General features: G+C 70.9%; 17 protein-coding genes. 6 read left to right on the forward strand and 11 right to left on the reverse strand.

Annotation, left to right across the window (positions count from 1 at the left end; genetic code table 11):
- The 6 genes from asnB to BLV72_RS38265 all read right to left on the reverse strand — a co-directional run bounded on the left by asnB (position 1) and on the right by BLV72_RS38265 (position 8,994).
- Complete coding sequence (asnB, locus tag BLV72_RS38240; protein WP_093468146.1) at positions 1 to 1,935, reverse strand: asparagine synthase (glutamine-hydrolyzing); 1,935 nt, start codon at positions 1,933 to 1,935, stop codon at positions 1 to 3.
- 3 nt (positions 1,936 to 1,938) lie between these two features.
- Entirely contained in the window at positions 1,939 to 3,459 is a 1,521-nt protein-coding gene (locus BLV72_RS38245; protein ID WP_093468147.1) for a Wzz/FepE/Etk N-terminal domain-containing protein, read from the reverse strand.
- Positions 3,456 to 4,853, reverse strand: coding sequence for a Wzz/FepE/Etk N-terminal domain-containing protein (locus BLV72_RS38250; RefSeq protein ID WP_093468149.1), 1,398 nt, complete (start codon positions 4,851 to 4,853; stop codon positions 3,456 to 3,458). Before BLV72_RS38250 ends, BLV72_RS38245 begins: the two co-directional genes overlap by 4 nt.
- Positions 4,850 to 6,130: a glycosyltransferase family 4 protein gene (locus BLV72_RS38255; RefSeq protein ID WP_093468150.1), complete on the reverse strand. Its 1,281-nt coding sequence runs from the start codon at positions 6,128 to 6,130 to the stop codon at positions 4,850 to 4,852. The genes BLV72_RS38250 and BLV72_RS38255 overlap by 4 nt, the downstream gene beginning before the upstream one ends.
- Entirely contained in the window at positions 6,120 to 7,445 is a 1,326-nt protein-coding gene (locus tag BLV72_RS38260) for a nucleotide sugar dehydrogenase (RefSeq protein WP_093468152.1), read from the reverse strand. Before BLV72_RS38260 ends, BLV72_RS38255 begins: the two co-directional genes overlap by 11 nt.
- Before the next feature lie 70 nt (positions 7,446 to 7,515).
- Complete coding sequence (locus tag BLV72_RS38265) at positions 7,516 to 8,994, reverse strand: sugar transferase (RefSeq protein WP_093468153.1); 1,479 nt, start codon at positions 8,992 to 8,994, stop codon at positions 7,516 to 7,518.
- A 921-nt stretch (positions 8,995 to 9,915) separates the two neighbouring features.
- On the opposite strand from BLV72_RS38265, the gene BLV72_RS38270 reads away from it, so the two are divergent.
- Positions 9,916 to 10,266, forward strand: a complete 351-nt coding sequence (locus BLV72_RS38270) for a gluzincin family metallopeptidase (RefSeq protein ID WP_244321224.1) — start codon at positions 9,916 to 9,918, stop codon at positions 10,264 to 10,266.
- 42 nt (positions 10,267 to 10,308) lie between these two features.
- Here the strand turns inward: BLV72_RS38270 and BLV72_RS38275 are convergent, their stop codons facing one another.
- Positions 10,309 to 10,701 carry a winged helix-turn-helix transcriptional regulator gene (locus BLV72_RS38275; protein WP_093468155.1) on the reverse strand — a complete coding sequence of 131 codons (393 nt, stop codon included), beginning with the start codon at positions 10,699 to 10,701 and terminating at the stop codon, positions 10,309 to 10,311.
- Positions 10,702 to 10,790: 89 nt separating this feature from the next.
- On the opposite strand from BLV72_RS38275, the gene BLV72_RS38280 reads away from it, so the two are divergent.
- From BLV72_RS38280 to BLV72_RS38290, 3 genes are all read left to right on the forward strand, one after another.
- A complete protein-coding gene (locus BLV72_RS38280; protein ID WP_093468156.1) occupies positions 10,791 to 11,723 on the forward strand; it encodes an NADP-dependent oxidoreductase in 933 nt (310 codons plus the stop codon).
- A gap of 200 nt (positions 11,724 to 11,923) precedes the next feature.
- Positions 11,924 to 12,571, forward strand: coding sequence for a DUF4232 domain-containing protein (locus BLV72_RS38285; protein ID WP_093468158.1), 648 nt, complete (start codon positions 11,924 to 11,926; stop codon positions 12,569 to 12,571).
- 147 nt (positions 12,572 to 12,718) lie between these two features.
- Complete coding sequence (locus BLV72_RS38290; protein WP_244321225.1) at positions 12,719 to 13,621, forward strand: phosphotransferase family protein; 903 nt, start codon at positions 12,719 to 12,721, stop codon at positions 13,619 to 13,621.
- A gap of 56 nt (positions 13,622 to 13,677) precedes the next feature.
- On the opposite strand, the gene BLV72_RS38295 is transcribed toward BLV72_RS38290, so the two are convergent.
- The gene (locus BLV72_RS38295) at positions 13,678 to 14,931 is read right to left on the reverse strand and encodes an MFS transporter (protein WP_093468161.1); all 1,254 of its coding nucleotides are present in this window, start codon (positions 14,929 to 14,931) and stop codon (positions 13,678 to 13,680) included.
- Positions 14,932 to 14,993: 62 nt separating this feature from the next.
- Positions 14,994 to 15,569, reverse strand: a complete 576-nt coding sequence (locus BLV72_RS38300) for a helix-turn-helix domain-containing protein (protein ID WP_093468162.1) — start codon at positions 15,567 to 15,569, stop codon at positions 14,994 to 14,996.
- Positions 15,570 to 15,846: 277 nt separating this feature from the next.
- Between BLV72_RS38300 and BLV72_RS38305 the strand changes: the two genes are divergently transcribed.
- Positions 15,847 to 16,113, forward strand: coding sequence for a dihydrodipicolinate synthase family protein (locus BLV72_RS38305; RefSeq protein ID WP_244321226.1), 267 nt, complete (start codon positions 15,847 to 15,849; stop codon positions 16,111 to 16,113).
- 114 nt (positions 16,114 to 16,227) lie between these two features.
- On the opposite strand, the gene BLV72_RS38310 is transcribed toward BLV72_RS38305, so the two are convergent.
- Positions 16,228 to 17,367, reverse strand: a complete 1,140-nt coding sequence (locus BLV72_RS38310; RefSeq protein WP_093468164.1) for a PQQ-dependent sugar dehydrogenase — start codon at positions 17,365 to 17,367, stop codon at positions 16,228 to 16,230.
- A 561-nt stretch (positions 17,368 to 17,928) separates the two neighbouring features.
- Here BLV72_RS38310 and BLV72_RS38315 point away from each other — a divergent pair.
- Positions 17,929 to 18,471, forward strand: coding sequence for a class I SAM-dependent methyltransferase (locus tag BLV72_RS38315; RefSeq protein ID WP_093468165.1), 543 nt, complete (start codon positions 17,929 to 17,931; stop codon positions 18,469 to 18,471).
- Positions 18,472 to 18,501: 30 nt separating this feature from the next.
- Here BLV72_RS38315 and BLV72_RS38320 read toward each other — a convergent pair whose 3' ends face one another.
- Positions 18,502 to 20,454 carry an oxidoreductase gene (locus BLV72_RS38320; protein WP_208905860.1) on the reverse strand — a complete coding sequence of 651 codons (1,953 nt, stop codon included), beginning with the start codon at positions 20,452 to 20,454 and terminating at the stop codon, positions 18,502 to 18,504.
- Positions 20,455 to 20,746: the final 292 nt, after the last annotated feature.

Here is a 20,746-nt window from a genome sequence, read left to right on the forward strand (position 1 = left end):
CTAAGCCGTTAACCGAGTGCTCTGGCCGGACCCAGAGGTCGCGTCGCGATACCAGTACTCGAGGGTCAGCACATGCCACAGATGTTTGGAGAAGTCCCGCTGTCCGGCGGCGTCCTCGGCGACCATCCGCGCCAGCGCGTCGCGGCGCAGGAACCCGGAACGGACGAGCACCCCGTCGTTGACCACCTCGCGCACCAGCGGTGCCAGATCCCGGCTCATCCAGGCCCGCAACGGGGCGCTGAACAGTCCCTTGGGCCGGTACACGATCTCCCGGGGCAGGATCGAGGTGGCCGCCTCCTTGAGGACGGCCTTGCCCTGCCGTCCGACGATCTTGCGATTCCCGGGCACGGCGAACGCCGCCTTGACCACCTCGACGTCCACGTACGGCACCCGCACCTCGGTCGACGCGGCCATGCTGGAGCGGTCCGTGTACGTGAGGTTCAGGCCCGGCAGGAACATCCGGGCGTCGCCCAGACACATCCGGTTGACGAAGTCGTCCAGGTCATTGTCCTGGTAGATGTCCGCATGTTCGGTCAGCACGTCCTCGACCGTCCCGGCCAGGTCCGGGTCGATCAGGGCGAGCAGCTCGTCCTGGTCGTACATGGTGTAGCTGCGCCGGAACGCGGTCTCCTCCGGCAGATCGGCGAAGGAGAGGAACCGCTTCGCGAAGCGCACCGACCGATACCCCCGGCGGGACGTGGCGACCGGCAGCCGGTCCACGGCCGCGGACACCCCGCGCCGCAGGGGCCGCGGGACGCGCTGGTAGCGCAGCGCGAGCAGGTTGGCCAGGTGCTTGCGGTACCCGGCGAACAGCTCGTCGGCACCCATCCCCGAGAGCATCACCTTCACTCCGGCCTCCCGGGCGGCCGAGCAGATCAGGAAGGTGTTGATCGCGGCGGGGTCGCCGATCGGCTCGTCCAGGTGGTACGTCATCTCCGGCAGCAGGTCGAGCACGTTCGGCGCGATCTCGATCTCGTGCAGGTCGACGCCGAACCGTGTCGCCACCCGCCGGGCATGGCGCAGGTCGTCCGGCATCGCCTCGAACCTGGCGTCCTCGGCACGGAATCCGATCGTGTAGGCCGAGATCCCGGGCCGGTCGCGGGCCGCCAGCGCGGTCAGGTAGCTGGAGTCCAGACCGCCGGAGAGGAAGGTCGCCACGGGTACGTCGGAGAGCAGGTGGCGCCGAGTCGACTCCTCGACGACGGCGGCGACATCCGGCTGCTCGCCGGCCCGGGCCCGCTCCCGCCCCTCGGCGGCGACGTCCTTCAGGTCCCAGAACCGGCCGCGCTCCACCCGGCCGTCGGCCCTACATCGCAGCCAGCTCCCCGGCGGCAGCTTCTCCGCCTCGCGGAACGCGCACCGTGAGTCCGGCACCCAGTAGTACAGCAGCGAGGCCACCAGCGCCGCATGGTCCACCTCCAGCGACCCGCCGGTGGCGGCGGCGAGTGCCTTGAGCTCGGAGGCGAACACCAGGCCCGCACCGCGCCGGAGCAGGAACAGCGGCTTGATGCCGAGCTGGTCGCGGGCGAGCACCAGGTCGCCGGTGCGCTCGTCGAAGATCCCGAACGCGAACATGCCGCGCAGCCGGGGCAGGCAGCCCGTGCCCCAGCGCCGCCAGGCCTCGAGCAGCACCTCGGTGTCGGAAGTGCCGCGGAAGCGCACCCCGGCGGCTGTCAGCTCGGCACGCAGCTCGGGCGCGTTGTACAGCTCGCCGTTGTACGTCAGGGCGAGGCCGTCCGAGACCATCGGCTGGGCGCCGGTCTCGGACAGGTCGATGATGGCGAGCCGGCGGTGCCCGAGGTGCACTTCGCCGTCACCGGCGCGGTGGCCGTACCGGCCCGCCCCGTCCGGACCGCGATGGGCGAGGGTGTCGGTGAGCCGGTCGGTCACGACCTTCCCGTCCGGCCATCGGTATGTGCCTGCGATGCCACACATGTCCTACCGCGCCTCCTGGTCGCTGTCCGGGACCCGTGCGGCCCACATCGGCAGCCGCTCCGTCCGTAGCCGGCCCTTCACGTTCTGCCGGGCCGGCCGCTCGCCATGGCCCCGCAGCGCGATGTGCAGCCCGTCCCATAGCGTGCCGTCGGTCCGGTCCCGCGGGTCGGGGTCGATCAACACCACACCGATCACTGCAATGCGCAGGTCCGCGAGCTGCCGCGCCACGGTGTGCAGCCATGCGGCGCTGCCGTGCCCGGCACGCACGACGAGCACGGTCCGGGTGCCGAGGTAGGGGAGGTCGGCCCACGCCGTGCCGGGCGCGACCGAGCCGACTCCGAGCCGGCGCTCCTGATCCGGTACGGCCGCGGCACGCTCGGCGCCGACCACGGTCGGGTCCCCCGGCTTCGGGCGGCGGCCCGCGAGCTGCCGGCCGGGCAGCCCGTCGACGATGACCACCGGGCCGTCCGCCGCCAGTGCCCCGGCGACGTCCAGGGCGATCGCGCTCGTGCCGCGCGCACAGCCCAGTTCCAGCAGCGACACCGGTTCCGCGCAGTCGCCCACAGTGCGGGCCAGTGACGTGGTGAGCCTTGTCCGTGCCGCCCGGGTGCGTCGGCGCTGCCACAGTCTGGCCGACCCGCGGGGCAGCTCCGCGATGACCGAGGCACCGAGGTTCGCCGCGATCTCCCGGCGCAGCACGGGACGGTCCGCCACCACCGTGCCGACCGCGGCCAGCGCGAGCCCGAGGACGAGCCCGAGGACGAGCCCGATCGCGGCGTCCGTGACGGCGGCCTTGGGCAGGGAGTACCGCACCGCGCGCGGGGCGTCCACGATCTGCGTGCCGGAGACGACCTTGGGCGTGCCGGTGCGCGCCTCCGCGGCGCGCTGGTCGAATTCGGCGATCCGCGAGTTGAGCTCGGCGCGGCGGGCGAAGAGCGACTCGATGCCCGCCGACGCTTTGGGATCGCTCTCCGGCGATCGATCTCCGATCTCCTCATTGACCCGGGTGAGTTCGTCCCGCATGCGGTCACGCTGGTCGAGCAGGGCCTGGGACTCGGCCTTCGCGGTTTCCCGCATCCGCCGCACATGGTCCGCGACGAACGCGTCGGCCAGCGCCTCGGCGCGGGCCACCGCTTGCGCGTCGCTGTCGCCTGTCACCGTGATCTGCAGCAGGTTGTTGGTCAGGCCGGTACCCCGGTAGTCCTGCATGAAGTCCTCAGGTTTGTCCGGGGACTTGAGGGACCGCAGGGCCTTGTCGGCGATCCGCGTGGTCTGCAGCAGTGCCACATCGGTGCGGATCAGCGTTCCGGTGTCGTTCGGCTGGTCCTCCTTGTGCGCGACCAGCACCTTGGTCACCGCGGTCGGCGGTGGCGGCAGCAGGACCGCCACCGCGCCACCGACCAGCAGTCCCAGCAGCGCCAAGGAGCCCCAGAGGCGACGGCGCCTGCGCACCGCCACCACCAGCGCCTGCAGGTCCAGCAGCGGAGCGGAGGCCGACGACTCCGACGTCTTGCTCGTCGTCACACCGAACCTCCCGGCGCGTGGCCACCGACCGTGAGCGCCGGCGTGACGGCATCCCGAGGAGGGCCGGCGGACCGTGTCGGACGGGCCCGGACCGTGCCGACGACGACGGTGCCGACGACCTCATGCCCCGCGTCCGCACACGCCTCGGCGACGTCGGCGAGCTCCTCCGCGGTCCGGCTGCCCGCGCTGAGCACGACCAGGGCACCGGACTCGGTGTCGCGGTCCGGCACCATCGGCCGGGACACCGAAACCTCCACCACCCGCAGCGTGGGGAATCCCCTGCTCGAAGAGGTGAGGGAAGGATCGCTCTCGGCCTCGGCGACGAGCTGCCCGGCGGCCCGGCGGGCGACCTCGTCGCCTTCGGGTACGACAACCAGCAGCCGCCGGGGCGCCGGCAGTTGGTCCCGGAGGCGGGCGCACACCCGCCGGTAGCGGATCTGCCTGCCGGCCTCGTCGCCGGACGTCCGCGGGGCCGGTATGTCCCACCGGACGTCGACGCCCAGCAGCCGGCGGATCCGGGCCCGCGGGCCACGGCCTTCCGGCCGGTGCGCGCGCCGTTCACCAGGTACCTCGACGGTACCCAGCAGCGTGGAGCCCAGCGCCGCGGCGATCTCCGGTGCGGTGCGCGGTCGGCGACTGACCCGTGCGGCGGCGAGATGGCCGATGACCGCGAGCAGGAAGAACAGCAGCGCCCCGGCGACGATGAACTGCGTCCTCGTCGGCGCGGCCTCGCCGCTCGGCCGGGCCGCCGGCCCCATGACGACCATGTTGGCCCTGTTGGTCGTCGGGTCGGCCTCGTCCAGCTTTTTCACGGCCTCCTGCAGCGCGGTACGCAGCTTCGCGAGCTCGGTGCGGGCCTGCACGCTCTCCACGGTCTGCCCCGGATCGGCCGCCTCCGCCAGGTCGGTGATGCGGCGGTTGGTCTGCACCACCATCTTCCGCACGTCCTCGGGCCCGGCCGCCGATTCGGGGTCGGTGTCGTCACCCGCGAGCCGCGCGGCGAAGGTGATGAATTGCTGGGCCACCTGGTCGGAGAGCTGCCGCGCACGTTCCGGGGTGCCGGCCGTACCCGAGATCTTGATGATGTTCCCGTCGGCGGCCTCGGCGCTCACTCGATCCCGCAGCTCGCCGCCGCTGACCCCGGGCCAGCCGAGCGCGGCGGCCGCGCGGTCGACCACCACCGAACTGGTCGCGATCTCCGCCTGGGTCAGCAGCTCGCGCTCCTCCCACTGCCCCGGCAGCAGTACCGATGCCGACGTCGTGTACCGCGGCGGAAACAGCAAGGAGGTGCCGTAGCCGACGAGCGCACCCAGCACGGCGACGACGGTGAGAAGCCGCCAGCGCCGACGGAGCATCCGCCCGATCGTGACCAGGCGTATCGTGTCATCGCTCAACGGTGCGGCCTCTTCCCTGACCGCGCCGGGTAGCCCGCCGGCGCCGCAGTGCGGTCGCGGCAGGCAGCGGCGTAGGCGGCGAGCAGCGACGCCTGCGAGTTCCGCCAGGAGAGCGGCCCGCCGATCCGCTCCTGGCCGATCTTGCCCATCCGGGCCCGCTTCTCCGGATCGTCGAGGAGCAGCGCGATGAGCCCCGCGAATGCGGCCTCGTCGTTGGCGGGCGCGTAGACGGCGGCGTCACCGGCGGAGACGCGCGCCTCCCTCAGGTCGAACGAGACGATCGGCCGGCCCATCGCCATGTACTCCAGGACCTTGTTCATGGTCGACACGTCGTTGAGCGGATTGCGCGGGTCGGGGGAGAGGCACACGTCCGCGGTGGACAGGTAGCGCACCAGGTCGGCGTCCGGGATGCGTCCGGTGAACCGCACCTGCTCGGAGAGCCCGAGCTGCCGGGACAGCTCCACCATCGCGTCGAAGGCGTCGCCGGCGCCGACGAACACCGCATGCCAGTCGTTCCGTCCCAGCTCGTCGCGCAGCTTCGCCAGGGCCCGCAAGGCGTAGTCGACGCCGTCCTGAGGACCCATGACGCCCAGGTAGCACAGCAGATGAGGCTTGCCGCGCTTCAACTCCGGCTCGGGCGGCACCGGTTGGAACCGGTCGATCTGGGGCGCGCTGCGCACGACGAAGACGTCCTCCGGCCTCCGTCCGCCACGGCGCAGTGCGACGTCCCGGTAGCTCTCGTTCGTGGCGAGCACGATGTCCGCGGCCCGGTAGGTCCGCCGTTCCAGCGCGCACACGGCGCGGTAGAGCAGGTCTTCGCCGCGGTCGAACCGGGAGAGGTACAGCTCGGGTACCAGGTCGTGCTGGTCGAAGACGAACCGCGCACCGCGCCGCTTCAGCCACCGTGCCGCCAGGAACAGCAGATCGGGCGGGTTGCAGGCGTGGACCACGTCGACCGGGCCGACCTTGCGGGCCAGCCGGGCCGTGTGCCACAGCGCCGATCCGTACTCCCGCAGGTACCCGGCCGGTCCTCCGGTGGCCGCGCGCAACGGGTAGCGGTGGATCCGCACGCCGTCGATCTCCGCCTCGGGCTCCGTGTCCCGCTTTTCCCCCCGGGGACAGATGACGTGCACCTCCCAGCCCGCGTCGCGCAGCGTCGTGCACTCCTGCCACACCCGCCGGTCGAACGGCACCGACAGGTTCTCCACCAGGATCAGCGCGCGCCGGTGCGACCCGTCGCCGCCGGCTGTCTCATCGAACGGCGTGTCACCAAGCAAGGCCCATGTACCCCGGTTCGGCCCGGCGCGCCTCGGCGTCGGGAAGGCGGATGAGGTCGACGAGCACCGGACCGTCGCTCTTGGGCAGCGCCGACAGCACGGCCGGATCCCTGGTCCCGACCAGGCACACCTCGGCGTGCTCCAGCACCTCGCCGACGGATTCCGCGAGCAGCTGCGCGAGGTGCGGCAGCCGGTTCTCGATGTACTCGCGGTTCGCGCCGATCAGCCGGGAGAGGTTGACGTTGGCGTCGTAGATCCGCAGGTCGTAGCCCTTGCCGAAGAGCCTCTCCGCCAGTTCGACGAGCGGGCTCTCGCGGAGGTCGTCGGTGCCGGGTTTGAAGGACAGCCCGAACATGCCGATCCGGCGCTTGCCGGTGCGCTCGACCAGGTCCACCGCGCGTTGCAGATGGTCGGAGTTGGAGGGCAGTACATGGGCGAGAATGGGAACCGAGACATCGGCCCGCTGCGCCGCATGGACCAGGCTGCGCAGGTCCTTGGGCAGACAGGAGCCACCGAAGGCGAAGCCGGGCCGCAGGTAGGCGGGGCTGATGTTCAGCTTGCGGTCGGCCAGGAACACGTCCATCACCTGGTGCGAGTCCACCCCGAGCGCCTGGCACACCGCGCCCAGCTCGTTCGCGAAGCCGATCTTGAGGCCGTGGAACGCGTTGTCCGCGTATTTGATCGCCTCGGCTGTCGGGACCGGCACCCGGAACACCTCGCCGGGCAAGCCGTCGTACAGCGCCATCACCGCGTCGCCGCTTGCCGGGTCGAGCTCGCCGATGACGGACTTGGGCGGGTCGAAGAAGTCCCGCACGCTCGTGCCCTCGCGCAGGAACTCCGGGTTGACCGCGACCCCGAAGTCCACCCCGGCCGTGCCGCCGACGTTCTTCTCCAGGATCGGCACCAGCAGGTTCAGACATGTGCCCGGGAGCATGGTGCTGCGGAATACGACGGTGTGCCGGCCCCCCTGCCCGGCCTCCTCGGCCAGCGCGGCGCCGATCTGCTCGGTGACCCTCTCCAGATACGTGGTGCACAGGCTGCCGTTGGGCTCCGACGGCGTGCCCACGCAGACCAGCGACACCTCGCTGTTCATGATCGCCTCGCGGACGTCGCCGGTGGCGCGTAACGCTCCGGTCCGCACGACCTCGGCGATGAGCTCGCCGATCCGCTCCTCGACCACCGGGGCCTTGCCGTCGTTGACCAGATCGACCTTCATCTGGTTGACGTCCACCCCGATGACCTCGTGCCCCATGCCGGCCAGGCACGCGGCCGACACGCAGCCCACGTAACCGAGCCCGAAAACGCTGACTCTCATGACCCGTCTCTCCCCCCAGGCAGGCCCTTACGGCCTGCGGTCCGCGCGCCGGTCGGACGACCTCCGCGCATCAGTACGCCCCCTGCCCGTGGAGCACCGCACGCAGCGTCTTCCACAAGATCACTGTGTCCAGGGCGAGCGACCAGTCCTCCACGTACCGCAGGTCGAGGCGGACCGCCTCCTCCCACGGCAGGTCGCTGCGTCCACTGATCTGCCACAGCCCGGTGAGCCCGGGCTTGACCAGCAGCCGCCGCCGGATGTCCGGGTCGTAGGCGGCGGACTCCTCCGGTAGCGGAGGCCGCGGTCCGACGAGCGACATCGATCCGGTGAGCACGTTGAAGAGCTGCGGGAGCTCGTCGAGCGAGTACCGGCGCAGCACCGCTCCCACCCGGGTCACCCGCGGATCCCGGCGGAGCTTGAACAGCAGTCCCGCGCCCTCGTTGCGGTCGGCCAGCTCCGTACGTGCCCGGTGGGCCCCGGCGACCATGGTGCGGAACTTGAGAATGGTGAACTCACGGCCGTCCTTGCCGACCCTGCGCTGGCGGTAGAACGCCCCACCCCGACTGTCCAGCAGCACGAGCAGTCCGACGAGCACCATCAGCGGCGCGAACAGCACCAGGAGGACCGCCGCGCCCACCCGGTCGACAACCCCCTTGATCGCCCGGCGCCCCCCGGTGAAGGTCGGCATGCTGACCCGCAGCAGCGGGATCCCGAGTACCGCGTCGACGTGCAGCCGCGGGCCGGCCACCTCCATCAGCACGGGGGCCACGACCATCTCGGCATCGCTGCCTTCGAGGTTCCAGGCCAGCCGCTGCAGCCGGTCCGGTGACCAGTGCGGGTCCGGTGTGACGGCGACGACACGGTAGCCGTCGTGGCGGACGTGCTTGGCGACGTCCGTCAGTCGGCCGACGACCCGCACTCCGTCCAGTTGGTCACTGTCGAGCCCGCGACCGTCCGTCGTGCACACCGCCTCCACCCGCCAGCCGAGGTGCGGGAACTTGCGGGTTCGGGCGATCAGGTCGCGCACGGTGGCCGGGCTCCCGGCGGCGAGCACCGGTCTCAGGCACCGGCCTTCCTTGCGCTGTTTGTGCAGCCAGAGACGGAGCACATACCGCTCGGTCATGGTGACCAGCGCGATCGCGGGGATCGCGACGAAGATCCAGAGCTTGATGTTGCGCGAGGTCAGGGCGATCCCGCCGAGCGCCAGGACGACGGTCGCCGCGAACAGTGAGCGTCCGAGTCTTCGGAATTCCTCGGCGCCCTGGCCGAGCACGGCCGGAGCCCAGGCCCGGCCGACCGCAAGTGCTGCCAGCACGAGCAGCCAGGTGCCGAAGGCGAGTATTCCCCACTTCTCGTGCCAGTTGGCCGCGTCGCGGGCCCCGAAGAAGTTGCCGATCGCCGCCACCACGAAGGCGGTGGCCACGGTATCGCTGGTGATCACGGTACGGCGGTACCGCTGCTCCCAGTTGTTCGCGGGCCGGCTGACTGCCCCGTTCGCCAGACGCCCGCGCTCTGACGAAAACGGGCTGAGTAATCCCCCTCGCCGCACAGAACCCCCCCAGGTCCCCAGTGGTTCGACGTGTTCGCCTCACACTGTTCCTCCCCCTCGGGAGGCGCCCCCGCCTCCCGCACTGTTCCTCCCCTCGGGAGGCCCCCGCCCCCCGTCGCGCTGTTCCTCCCCTCGGGAGGCCCCCGCCCCCGCGCATGACATCCCGGAATCGCAGCGCTACTTGGACACCCCACCCGGACGGGTGCGGACTCGCGTGTCTTGCCAGACTCTCGAGGTGTGTGGGAGCCCGTCGAAACCTCGGGCGCTCCCCACACCCAAGGCCGCCCCTCTCGGGCTCCGAGAATTGATCAACCCCACGTCCGGCGCCGGGGACGCGCCTGCTGGCCGCCCATAGCGCCGGACCTGTAGATCATTATTTGTCGCTCGTGTCCAAACATGTGAAGCACGGGTCAATGTAGAACATCGAGGCCTGTCTGAAGAAGAGTTGTGTGCAAAGTGTGCCCAAACTTTGAAGCCGGATCCACCGAGCGGTGATTGCGCGTGGGGGCCTTGGCGACGCAGACGTGCCGTGTGGCCTGTGATGACGGGAGTTCTGCGGGTTGCCGGCACCGGGCAGCCCGAGGCGTCCCGGCACTGCCGAACGGGCCGCGCTCAGGACCTGCCCGGTGGTGCTGCACGCAACCCATCACAACGGTGTCGATACGCCGCGTCAAGGTCTATGCATGGTGCTTCCAGTAGTTGTGATGACAAAACATGACCTTCTCCCATTCGCGCTGTTAGCGTTCTTGTCCATGGATGGCTTACGCACGCTCACGCCGTGTCCGACCAGAGTCCGCTGCGAGCCGAGACGTGGCCGATGGCTCGGACCTGCCCATTTTCCCTGCCGCCGGACTACGCCGACCTGCGCGAGCACCCCGGCCTGCCCAGGCTGACGGGCCCGAGCGGACGCACCGAGTGGCTGTGGTCGGAAGCCTCCGGCAGCGTCCCGCCGCCACCATCGCGGCCCGCACCAGGGCCAAGCTGGCGGATCAGCCGCAGGACCTGCTGGTCGCGGACCCGGGCAGGCCGCGGATGTTCGATGACCGGGTCTACCAGCAGGGCGCCCTGACGCTGCACGCGCTCCGTACGGTTCTCGGCGACGGCACCTTCTTCGCGGTGCTGCGCGAATGGACGGCCACCTACCGCCACGCCACCGTCACCACCGAGGAGTTCACCGCGCTCGCCGGGCGCCGCGCCGCCCAGCCTCTCGACGCGCTGTTCACCGCCTGGCTCCACGCCCCGCGCCTGCCGGAACTCCCCGGCCCCAGGTGATCGGCTCCCACACCCCGGGCGGGGTGTGGTGAGCCTCAGTGCCTAGCGGCGGCCCGGTTCGCCGGGGGCGACCGGCTCGGGATCGGCGTCGAGCGCGTCCAGCACCGCGTCGCCGTTCGCCATCGCCCACTCGGTCAGCATGTGGATCGGATCGATCAGCGTCGCCCCGAGCGGGGTGAGTTCGTACTCGACGCGGGGCGGCACCTCGGCGTAGGCGTGGCGGCGGATCAGTCCGTGCGCCTCGAGCCGTCGGAGCGTCTGGGTGAGCATCTTTCGGGAGATGCCGCCGATCAGCTCGATCAGCTCGCCATGGCGCACCGGGCCCCGGCTGAGGCCGTAGAGCACCACCGCCGTCCACTTGTCGCCGATGAGCTCGACCGCCAGACGCGCCGGGCAGTCGGCGAGAAAGGGACCACCGGGACCGAAACCGCTCATGGCGCCAAAGGTACCTCCGCCAGAGGCACCTGCTGGTTCCTGTCGGAAACCTAGCCTGGGTTCTCTCCCCCTCCCAAGCCAGGAGAGTCATGCGAGTCATCACCCAGCAGACGCTCGGCGGTCCCGAGGTACTCACCATCGTGGACGCGCCCGAGCCCCAGCCCCTCCCGACCGAGGTCCTCGTCCGCGTCAAGGCGATCGGGCTGAACCCGCTGGAGGCGCTCCTGCGCGCCGGCGAGTTCCCCCCGCTGCTCGGCCGGCCGCCGTTCGTCCTCGGCTGGGACATCAGCGGTGTGGTCGAGGAGGGGTCGCAGACGTATCGGTTCAGACCCGGCGACGAGGTGTTCGGGATGCCGCTGTTCCCGCGGGCGGCGAGCGCGTACGCCGAGGTCGTGTCGGCGCCGGCGTTGCACCTGGTGCGCAAGCCGGCGTCGCTCTCGCATGTCGAGGCGTCGGCGCTGCCGGTCGTCGGGCTGACGGCGTGGCAGGGCCTCGTCGACCTCGGCGGCGTGAGTGAGGGCGACCGCGTCCTGATCCACGGCGGTGGTGGCGGGGTCGGCCACGTCGCGATCCAGATCGCGAAGGCGCTCGGCGCGCAGGTGATCGCGACCGCCGGTGGGAGCAAGCGGACGTTCGTCGAGGGGCTCGGCGCCGACGAGGTGATCGACTACACGGCGGTCGACTTCACCGAGGCGGTCCGCGACATCGATGTCGTGCTCGACACGATCGGCGGCGACACTGCAGAGCGGTCACTCGGTGTGCTCCGCCCGGGCGGTCACCTGGTGACGGCGGTCGCCGAGGAGGATTCTGAGCTCATCGCCAAGTACGAGGCGGCCGGCATGCGCTTCAGCGGTATCGCGGTCGACCCCGATCCGGTCGGCCTGCGAGGTCTTGTCGAACTCGTCGAACAGGGCAGGCTCCGGGTGCATGTGCAGGAGACGTTCCCGTTCGAGCGCGTCGCCGACGCGCACCGGCTGCTCGACGGCGGTCACCTCCGGGGCAAGCTCGTCCTCACCCTCTGATCCCGTCGTGGGGCCTCGCGTGCGCGAGGCCGCATTGCTGAACGGCCGCGCCCGGCTGTTCGTGTAACAGGGGTGTATCAGGGGGGCGGTTGGGCGGAACGGGCGGCGGGCCGGGGGGCTCCTGCTGATCAGCAACGCTCGCTCGTACCGACGTGTACCGAGCGGGGCGGCACCCCCCAACCGATACTGAGGAAGAAACGATGCGCGTTCACAAGCTCACCTTCGCGGCCCTGGTCGTTGCCGCGGGTCTCTCGCTCACGGCCTGTCAGAACGACGATGACGGCTCGGGACAGAGCGACCCGTCGTCCGCGTCCAGTGCGTCTTCCTCGGGCGGCGGTTCGGGCTCGGGCGGATCGGATCAGGGCGGCGGGAAGGACTCCGGCGGGCAGGGCACGGCCGCCGGGACCGGCTCCGACGAGAACGGCAAGGTCGGCAAGTGCCGCACCGACGAGCTGGAGATCACGGCGGCGGACCGCACCATCGACGGCGACGGCGAGGGCACCGTCGCGGTGACCCTGAAGAACGGTGGCGGCCGGGACTGCACGATCTCCGGGTTCGCGGGCGTCGACCTGAAGACCAGCGAGGGGGCGCTGTCCGCGAAGCGCAGTGGTCAGCCGGCCGACCCGCACATCCTCAAGGACGGGGAGTCGACGTACTTCGGCGTCAACTACCCGATCAACGACTCGGGCGGCTCCGGCGTCCGCGTCACGGGGCTGGTGGTGACCCCGCCGAACGAGACGAAGTCGGTCACCCTGGACTGGCCGGGCGGCGGCACACTGCCCGTCACGGACGGCGCCGGCTCCCCGGTGAAGGTCGGCCCGATCGGCGGCATCGGTCAGGGCGGCTGACCCGCACCTCCCAGGGTGCTCGGGCCGCACCGCGCTACCGAAACGTGATGGGCTGGGCGTTCGCGCGTGCCGCCGTCCGGATGGTGAGGTGGCACGGTGCCCAATCACGATGAGGCGGCGGCTGTCCGACCGTTGACCCTGGCCTGGGTGAGCCGGCACCTGGAGGCCGGCGAACGGATCGTCGGAACACAGGCGCTGCACGGCGGTATCACTGCCGACATGCGGAGGCTGACCATCGGCACCCGGGACGGAGACACCCGTCACCTGGTGCTGCGGACCTTCGCCGACATGGAGCACGCCGAGGACTGGCTGCACCGGGAGGCCGGCGCCCTGACCCTGCTCACGGGGTCCGACGTGCCGGCTCCTGGACTGGTCGCGGTTGATCCCACCGCCGCGCGGTGCGAGTATCCCTCGCTCCTCATGACACATCTGGCGGGCCGGACGGTCCTGGCCGATGAGGGATTGGAGACGCGTGTCCCTCTACTGGCCCGTCAACTCGTGGCGATCCACGCGGTGCGACCCGCCGTTCGGCCCCGGGAGTATGTGGCGTTGACGACCGCCGACACCGTCGTGACTCCGAAGGGCGCCGACGCGGCGGCATGGGCCGCGGCCATCGACGTGATCCGCAAGCCCGCGCCGCCCTATGAAGGGCGATTCCTGCACCGGGACTTCCAACCCGGCAACGTGCTGTTCGACGGGGAGCCCTCCAGGCCGGCAGGTGCCCGCATCGCCGGCGTCGTCGACTGGGCGGGGGCCTGCTGGGGCCCGACGGATCTCGATGTGGCGCACTGCGCCACCAATCTCGCGCTGCTGCACGGCCCGGCGTGGGGCCTGCGGTTCGCCGAGGCGTATGAGGAGGCCGGCGGGGTGCTGGCCGCGACCGCGAGCGAGCGGCTGTACTGGCAGGTGCGGGACGGGCTGGCGTGCTCGGAAGAAGTGCGGCTGGTGTCGCAGCCATGGCGGGAGGCAGGGAGGACAGAGCTGACGACGCAAGCCGTGGAGGGGCGGCTGGATGCCTATGTCACCGCCGTGATGGAAGCGCTGGGCTGAGCCACACGGCGGTTCGGGGCGCGGCCCCGTGACCCACACCCGCGCGGGAGTGGCTTCTAGCGGTCGGTGAGCGATCGGCGCCTTCGGCTGTGCGGACGCCGGCGGCTGTTCGCCGAGCGGACGGTGGCCGGTCTGTGACCGGTGAGGAGAACCGTGAGGGCCGCGACCGCCATCACCGCGGACATCGTGGCGAAGCCGGTGGAGAAGGTGGCCGCTTGGGCCGCCAGACCCAGCATGAGGGAGCCGAGTCCGGTGCCCGCGTCGTAGCCGATGTTCCACGCGACTGATGTCGTATGCCGGTTCTCCGGGCCGGCGTAGGTGAACGCCTGCACCAGCGTGAGGCTCTGCAGCCCTCCGTACGCCGCTCCCAGCACCACCAGTCCGGCCGGCAGGACGAGGACGGGGATGCTCTCCGATCCCACGGCCAGGGCGATCAGCGCCAGGCCCGCACACGCGGCCGAGGCGAGGACGCCGCTGATCGGCCGCAGGGCGATCCGGTCGGCCAGCACTCCGCAGCCCCAACGGGACACCGCGGCGGTGGCGGTGAGGGCGAGAAGGGCCGTGGCGGCCAGCGTCGGGGTGGTGGTGAACTGCGGGGCGAAGGTGAGTACGGCACCCCCCGCGGCCGTGACCAGCAGCAGCACGGAGAGCGGGAGCAGGATGCGCCGGAGCACCGTGGTCGCGGGGGCGGGGTGCCGCGGATGGCTGTCCTCCGGCGCGGAGCTGCCGATGCGGGCCTCGACGACGCGGCCGAGGGCTCGTGTCCAGGGCAGTGCCAGAACGGGGAGCGCGCCGCACGCGGTGATCGCGGGGAGGGCGAACGTGTCCACCAGCCAGGGCGCCGCCGGGGTGAGGGCGACTTGGGGGAGAGCGACCGCGAAGCCGTAGAGGCCGATGGCCGCTCCCTGGCGTCCGCGCGGGGCCAGCGCGGCCGCGGCGGTGGATCCACAGACGGTGATGATCCCGAAGCCCACTCCCCGGAAGGCTGTGGTCAGCAGGATGGGCAACAGGTGGTCGCTGAGGGCTTGCAGCAGGGCGGGCAGACCGAGCAGCAGGGAACCGAGGACGAGGGTGCGGGTCCAGCCGAGCACGCGCAGCGCCGTCTTGACGCACAGCTGGGCCAGGACGGTGGCGGCCATCAGGACGGCGGTGACGAGTCCGGCACCGAACTCGTCGGCTCCTCCGCTGACGGCCCATGCCGGGGAGACCGGCAGCAGCAGGGCGAATCCGGAGAAGCAGCAGAGCACCACCATCAGCAGGTGCGGTATGCCCGGGGCCCGTATGACGGATTCTTGCGCGCGCTCGGACATGAACCTCCTCTTGGCCTTGATCTTCGAGACGGGTGGGGGCGGAACGGAACGGGTCGACGTGGTCAGGCGGGGCCGGGTGGCAGATGGACGGTCATGATCAGATGGCAGGTCCCGCCGCCGTCGCCGCGGTAGGTGTGGGGGGCGTCGCCGTCGAAGGTGGCGGTCTGCCCGGCTTCGACGGGATGCTCGACGCCGTCGACGACCAGGACCATCCGGCCGGCCGTGACACTGAGGGTCTCCACGACGCCGGCCTGGTGGGGGTGGCTGGGGTACTCCTCGCCGGGCTGGAGCTTCCAGCGCCAGACCTCGACCGTGGCCGGTCCGGAGGTCGTCAGCATCAGCCGGGCCTCGCTGCCGTGCGTTCCCGTCCACAGCGGCGTCACGGCATCGGCGGACACGACCCGGACGCGCTCCTGGGCCGCCCCCTCCATCAGGGCGGATACCGAGACGCCGAGGGTGTCGGCCAGCCGGACCAGGGTGGCGAAGTTCGGATTCCCCTGGGCCTTCTCCAGAGCGAACAGTGAGCCCTTGCTGACCTTGGCCCGTCGGCCGAGTTCGTCCAAGGACAGCCCCGCGCGTGTGCGAGCGGTTCTGACGTTGTACGCCAGCGTCCGCAGAGCCGCCTCGGTCTCCGCCATCGGTGCGCTCCCCTCCACATGGTTCAGTCTGCCGTACCACGCGGTCGTTCGGTTGACCTCGCGCGGTCGGTCCGTTGTACTCTCCAGTCGTTCTGTTGATGCTCAAGGATGTGTTGATGCTCAAGGATGTACAGCGGCGACCTGACAGCCGTCGCCGTCAGCCTCCTCGCCCTCACCTGACCCCGCACTCGGACCGCCGCCCCGGACCAACTCCGGGGACCTCGAGCCCCACCCCACCATCCGCCGGCACCCCGCACATCTCGTTGGAGGATCCGTCGTGTTCACCGGTCTCAGCGCCTTCCCGCTCACCCCGATCCCCGGCAACGGAAGCATCGATGAGCAGGCGTACGGCCGGCTCGTCCGCCGGCTCGCCACGGCCGGTGTCGACTCGATCGGGGCGCTCGGCTCCACGGGCTCGTACGCCTACCTGACCCGCCCCGAGCGGGCCCGCGCCGTCCGTATCGCGGTGGAGCACGCCGACGGAGTCCCGGTGATCGCCGGAATCGGGGCCCTGCGCGCCGGCACCTTCTGCCCGCCACGGTGACGATCGGCGTCAGCGGCGACGCGGACGCGGACACGTCGCCGCCCTCCAGCACAGAGGAGGGGCGGCGACGTGAGCCGGTGGCGCTCGCCACTCGGCCGCGTCGTCCCGTAGTGGTTACGCCGGGTCGATGCGGGAGATGCTGCCGCCTATGGCGAGCACGTACAGCTCGCCATTGCCGCCCTGCGCGAACGAGATGACCTCACCGCCGTTGACTCCGAGGTCGTTCACGCCGGTCACCTTGCCGTTCTCCATCTGCAGAGAGCGGACGGTGCCGTCGCAGTAGTCGCTGTACACGTACTGACCCTTGAGATCCGGGATCGCGTCGCCCCGGTAGACGTAGCCGCCGGTCACCGAGCAGCCCAGATTGGTGCGGTCGTACTCGTGGACCGGCGGCACATGGTTCGCGGGTTCCGTGCCGCCGCGGAAGGGATGGGTGCCCTCCATCTGGGACCAGCCGTAGTTCTCGCCGCCCTTGCTGTTCGCCGGGGCCCAGTCGATCTCCTCCCAGTCGTTCTGGCCGACGTCACCGATCAGCAGGTCGCCCGTGCCCGCGTCGAAGGAGAAGCGCCACGGGTTGCGCAGCCCGTACGCCCAGATTTCGTCCTTCGCGTTCGGGTCGTCCACGAACGGGTTGTCCGGCGGGATCGCGTACGGCTCGCCGCCGCTCGGGTCGATCCGCAGGATCTTGCCGAGCAGCGTGTCGAGATTCTGCCCGTTGCCGTGCGGGTCGCCGCCCGCGCCCCCGTCGCCCAAGGCGATGTAGAGGTAGCCGTCGGGGCCGAACTTGATATCGCCGCCGTTGTGGTTCGAATACGGCTGTGTCTGGGTGAGGACGGTGCGCCGGGTGTCCGGCTGGATCTTGCCGTCCCGCATGGCGAACTCGTCCACGGTGCTGGTGCCTTCGAGGTTCGTGAACGAGATGTAGAAGTGCGCGAATTCCTTGTCGAACGCGATGCCCAGCAGGCCGCGTTCGCCGTCGGTGGTGGTCTCGTCGGAGATGTCGAGGACGGGATCGCCCAGTCCCTGATCATCTAGAACCCTGACGGTGCCTGGGCGTTCGGCGATCCAGACCGTGCCTTGGGGACCGGCGGCGCCGGCGGTCGGATTCTGGGCCGTGGCCACATTCTTGAGCGCGACCTTCGCCGCTGCCTGCCGTGGGGCGGCGGGCTCGTCGGCGGAGGCCGTGGTCAAGGCGAGGGAAGCGACGAGGCAGATGGTGCCGATGATCGCCGAACTTCTGGTGCGAACTTTCACCGTGATCCTCCTAGAGGCGGTGAATCGGGAGGTCACCTGGCTGCTTGGGCGGGTTCAGGGGGGTGTCGCCCGCGCCGGCACGCAACCTGGGTGGGGGGATGGTGTGCTACTGGCCATGGATGAGAATACTGGGACGGACGCGCTTGGTATAGACCAGAACTTCCCCTGAACGGCCGGGACAGGGTGGCGCCTGTCCCGGACAGCGGTGGCCGTTGTCCGGCCGGTCCGCCCCCCGCAATGCTCTGTCGCAGCCCGAGCAATACCGCCGGACCCTTCGACAACACGACAGGGAATGCTCTTGAGGTTTCGCGCACAACTCGCCACCGCCGCCCCCTCCATGGCCCTCGTCGGCGGTCCGACGGCCGCTGCGACGACCACGGCCCAGGCCCGTCCGGCGGACCTGTGGAGTCCTGAATAGTGTGCCAAGCGATGCGTCAAGGGGACGGGGACGGGCTGGCCGCAGCCTTCTCGGACGGGTTCCCGAGGGCGGCCAGAGGTGCTGGCTGCCCGCATCGCCTTGCGCGACCGCGCATGTGACACTCTGGCCGCATGAGCGTGAGCATGAGGTGGGACGGTGACGACTACCAGTCCCGGTTTGACCGCATCGCCGCCGAAGGCGGGGACATCCACGGTGAAGCCGCGCTGGTCCGCTCCTTCCAGCCCGCCACCGTCCTCGATGCGGGGTGCGGCACCGGCCGGGTGGCCATCGAGCTGGCCCGTCACGGGATCGAGGTGGTGGGCGTGGACACCGACGCGTCGATGCTCGCCACCGCCCGCCGACTGGCCCCGGAGATCCGCTGGTACCAGCGGGATCTGGTCGACCTCGACCTGGGATTGTCCTTCGATGTCGTGGTGCTGGCGGGCAATGTCCCTCTGTTCACCCCACCGGGAACGGAACCGGCCCTGGTGGCCGGGGCGGCGGCCCACGTACGCCCGGCCGGCCGTCTCGTCGCGGGTTTTGCCCTGGACCGCGGTTACACACTGGACGACTACGACGCGCACTGCCGTGCGGTGGGACTCACCGTTGAAGCCAGGTACGCGACATGGTCCCGGGACCCTTACACCGGCGGGCAGTACGCCGTTTCCGTGCATGGCAAGCCCTAGCGCTGATTGCCAGGGGATCCGGAGCGCCCCCTACCGCGTGGGCGTCATACCGTGTCGTAGCGCAGCGGCGATTCTCACGGCGGCTTCCCGTCCCTCGGCGATCGCGTGCGCGACACGTCGCGGCACCACGGCGTCGCCGATTGTCAGTACCAGGGGGTTGGTGCGGTCCGGGGCGGCGCGTGGGCGGCGTTCCCCCACGACGACGACCTGGTCCGCCGCCACGGTGGTCATCCCTCCGGAGGTGTGGTGAGCGACGGTGACGCCCTCGGGGCCGATGCCGGTTGCCGTGCACAGCGGCATGATGTCCAGTTCGCAGGTGCCTGACAGCCGTTGCAGCAGCTGGACGCGGCTCTCGGGCGGGATGGCTCCGGCGAAGGCCGTTCCCGGGGTGACGAAGGTGATGTGGGGAACTCCCGCGGCCACGGCCAGTTCCACGACATCGCACCCCGGCCACCAGCCGAATCCGTCGTCGGCCACCAGCACATGGCCGGCACCGGCCAAGGACGGAACTCCCCGCGCCAGCGCGGCCGACGACCCCATGGCCCCGGTCTCGATCAGCGGTGACGTCTCCACCGCGCCCGTGGCCAGCACCACGGCGTCGAAGGCGTCGAGTTCGCCGCCCGGCTCCGCGGTCCGCCTCAGCCGCACATCGACACCCATGGCGGACAGCATCCGTTCGTAGAAGCTGAGCAGTGCGGCCCACCCGGCGCGGTGGGGTGCCAGGGCCGCCGTGGAGAGCTGTCCGCCCAGCCGGTCGGCGGCTTCGAAGAGGACGACATCCGCCACCTTGGCGCGGGCCAGACTCAGCGCGCACTCCAGGCCCGCGGGTCCCGCCCCCACGACGGCCACGCGCTGTCCGGTGGCGCGTGGCGGATCCCACGCGCGCACCAGCGGTGCGGCGGGCCGGCGCGGTTCGCCGGGCGGTGCGAGGTCCGGGTTGACCACGCACAGCAGTACCGGGTCGAACGTCCGGCAGTCCTCGTTGCAGGCCACGCAGGGCCGGACCTCCGTCTCACGTCCGTCAAGCACCTTGCGCGGCAGGTCCGGGTCGGCGATGAGGGCGCGCGCCATCCCCACCAGGTCGGCTCCGGCCGCCAGGGCGTCACCGATCGCGGCCGCGGTACGGAAGGCGTGGGACGCCACAAGCGGCCGGGTGATGAGCGACCGCAGACGCGCCAGGTCGTCCAGCACCGGCGGGCGCTCGGTGGCCATGTCCCGGACGTATGTGGTGCGTACGCCGACGGTGACGTTGACGTAGTCGACCAACGGATCGACAGCGGGCAGCAGTTCGGCCAGTTCGTCCGGGGTGAGGGCCACGTCCTCCGACGCGTCGACGCTGAAACGGACGCCCAGCAGTGCGGCGGTGGACAGCCCGCGTATCGCGGCGATCACGCGTTCCAGCACCTCGAGCCCGTCACGGCGCGGGTTCGTGCGGGGTGAGAGGAATTGCTCCAGCAGGTAGCCGTGGGCGGCGTGGAGTTCGATCCCGTCGAACCCGGCCGCCAGGGCGTGGGCGGACGATACGCGGAACGCCTCCACCACATCGTCGATCTCGCTGCCGAGCAGAGCGCGCGGTGCTGTCGGCTCACGGGGAGAACGTACGGTCGAGGGGGCGGCCGGTGCGTAGTACGACGGCGCGCCGAGCGTCTCCCGGCCGAGATGGACAAGCTGGCAGACGGCAACCGCGCCCTCGGCGTGCATGGCGCTGACCCGCGCTCGCAGCGGCTCGACCGCCTCCGGGCGATGGAGCTGAAGGATGTTTCCCTGCCGTGGCGCGGACTCCGGCGCCACCGTCGTACCGCCGCAGATCAGTAGCGCCGCGCCACCGGCCGCCAGCCGGCCCCAGTACTCGGCGTCGCCGCTGAGCGGTAGCCCGTCCCGTACGAAACCGCTGGCGTGGGCGGTGGCGACGAGCCGGTTCCGCAGGGTCAGCGAACCGACGGTCAGTGGTGCGGCGGCGGCCGGAAGGTGTGATGCGATCACGGCGCCTCACTTCTGGGGAAGGGGCCATGCGGGCACGCTCCGTGCAGAGGGCATGGTGGAACCTAATCGAGTTCAAAGCTAGATGTGGCCTCGGGGTGTCGTCAACCATGAGCTGATCTGCAGAGATGGTTGACGAGCCGACGCGCCGCACCTAATCTTCCAACTGAAGTAGATTCACTTACTGCCGATGTGACCGGCCCGCCCTCGCGATGCCCTGGCGGTACGGGATCACTCGCGCCGCCGCTGTGCTGCTCTTCACACCGCCCCCGCCTCCAGTAATTTACTAGGACGT

This window comes from Streptomyces melanosporofaciens (assembly GCF_900105695.1).
In the GTDB taxonomy this organism is placed as follows: domain Bacteria; phylum Actinomycetota; class Actinomycetes; order Streptomycetales; family Streptomycetaceae; genus Streptomyces; species Streptomyces antimycoticus.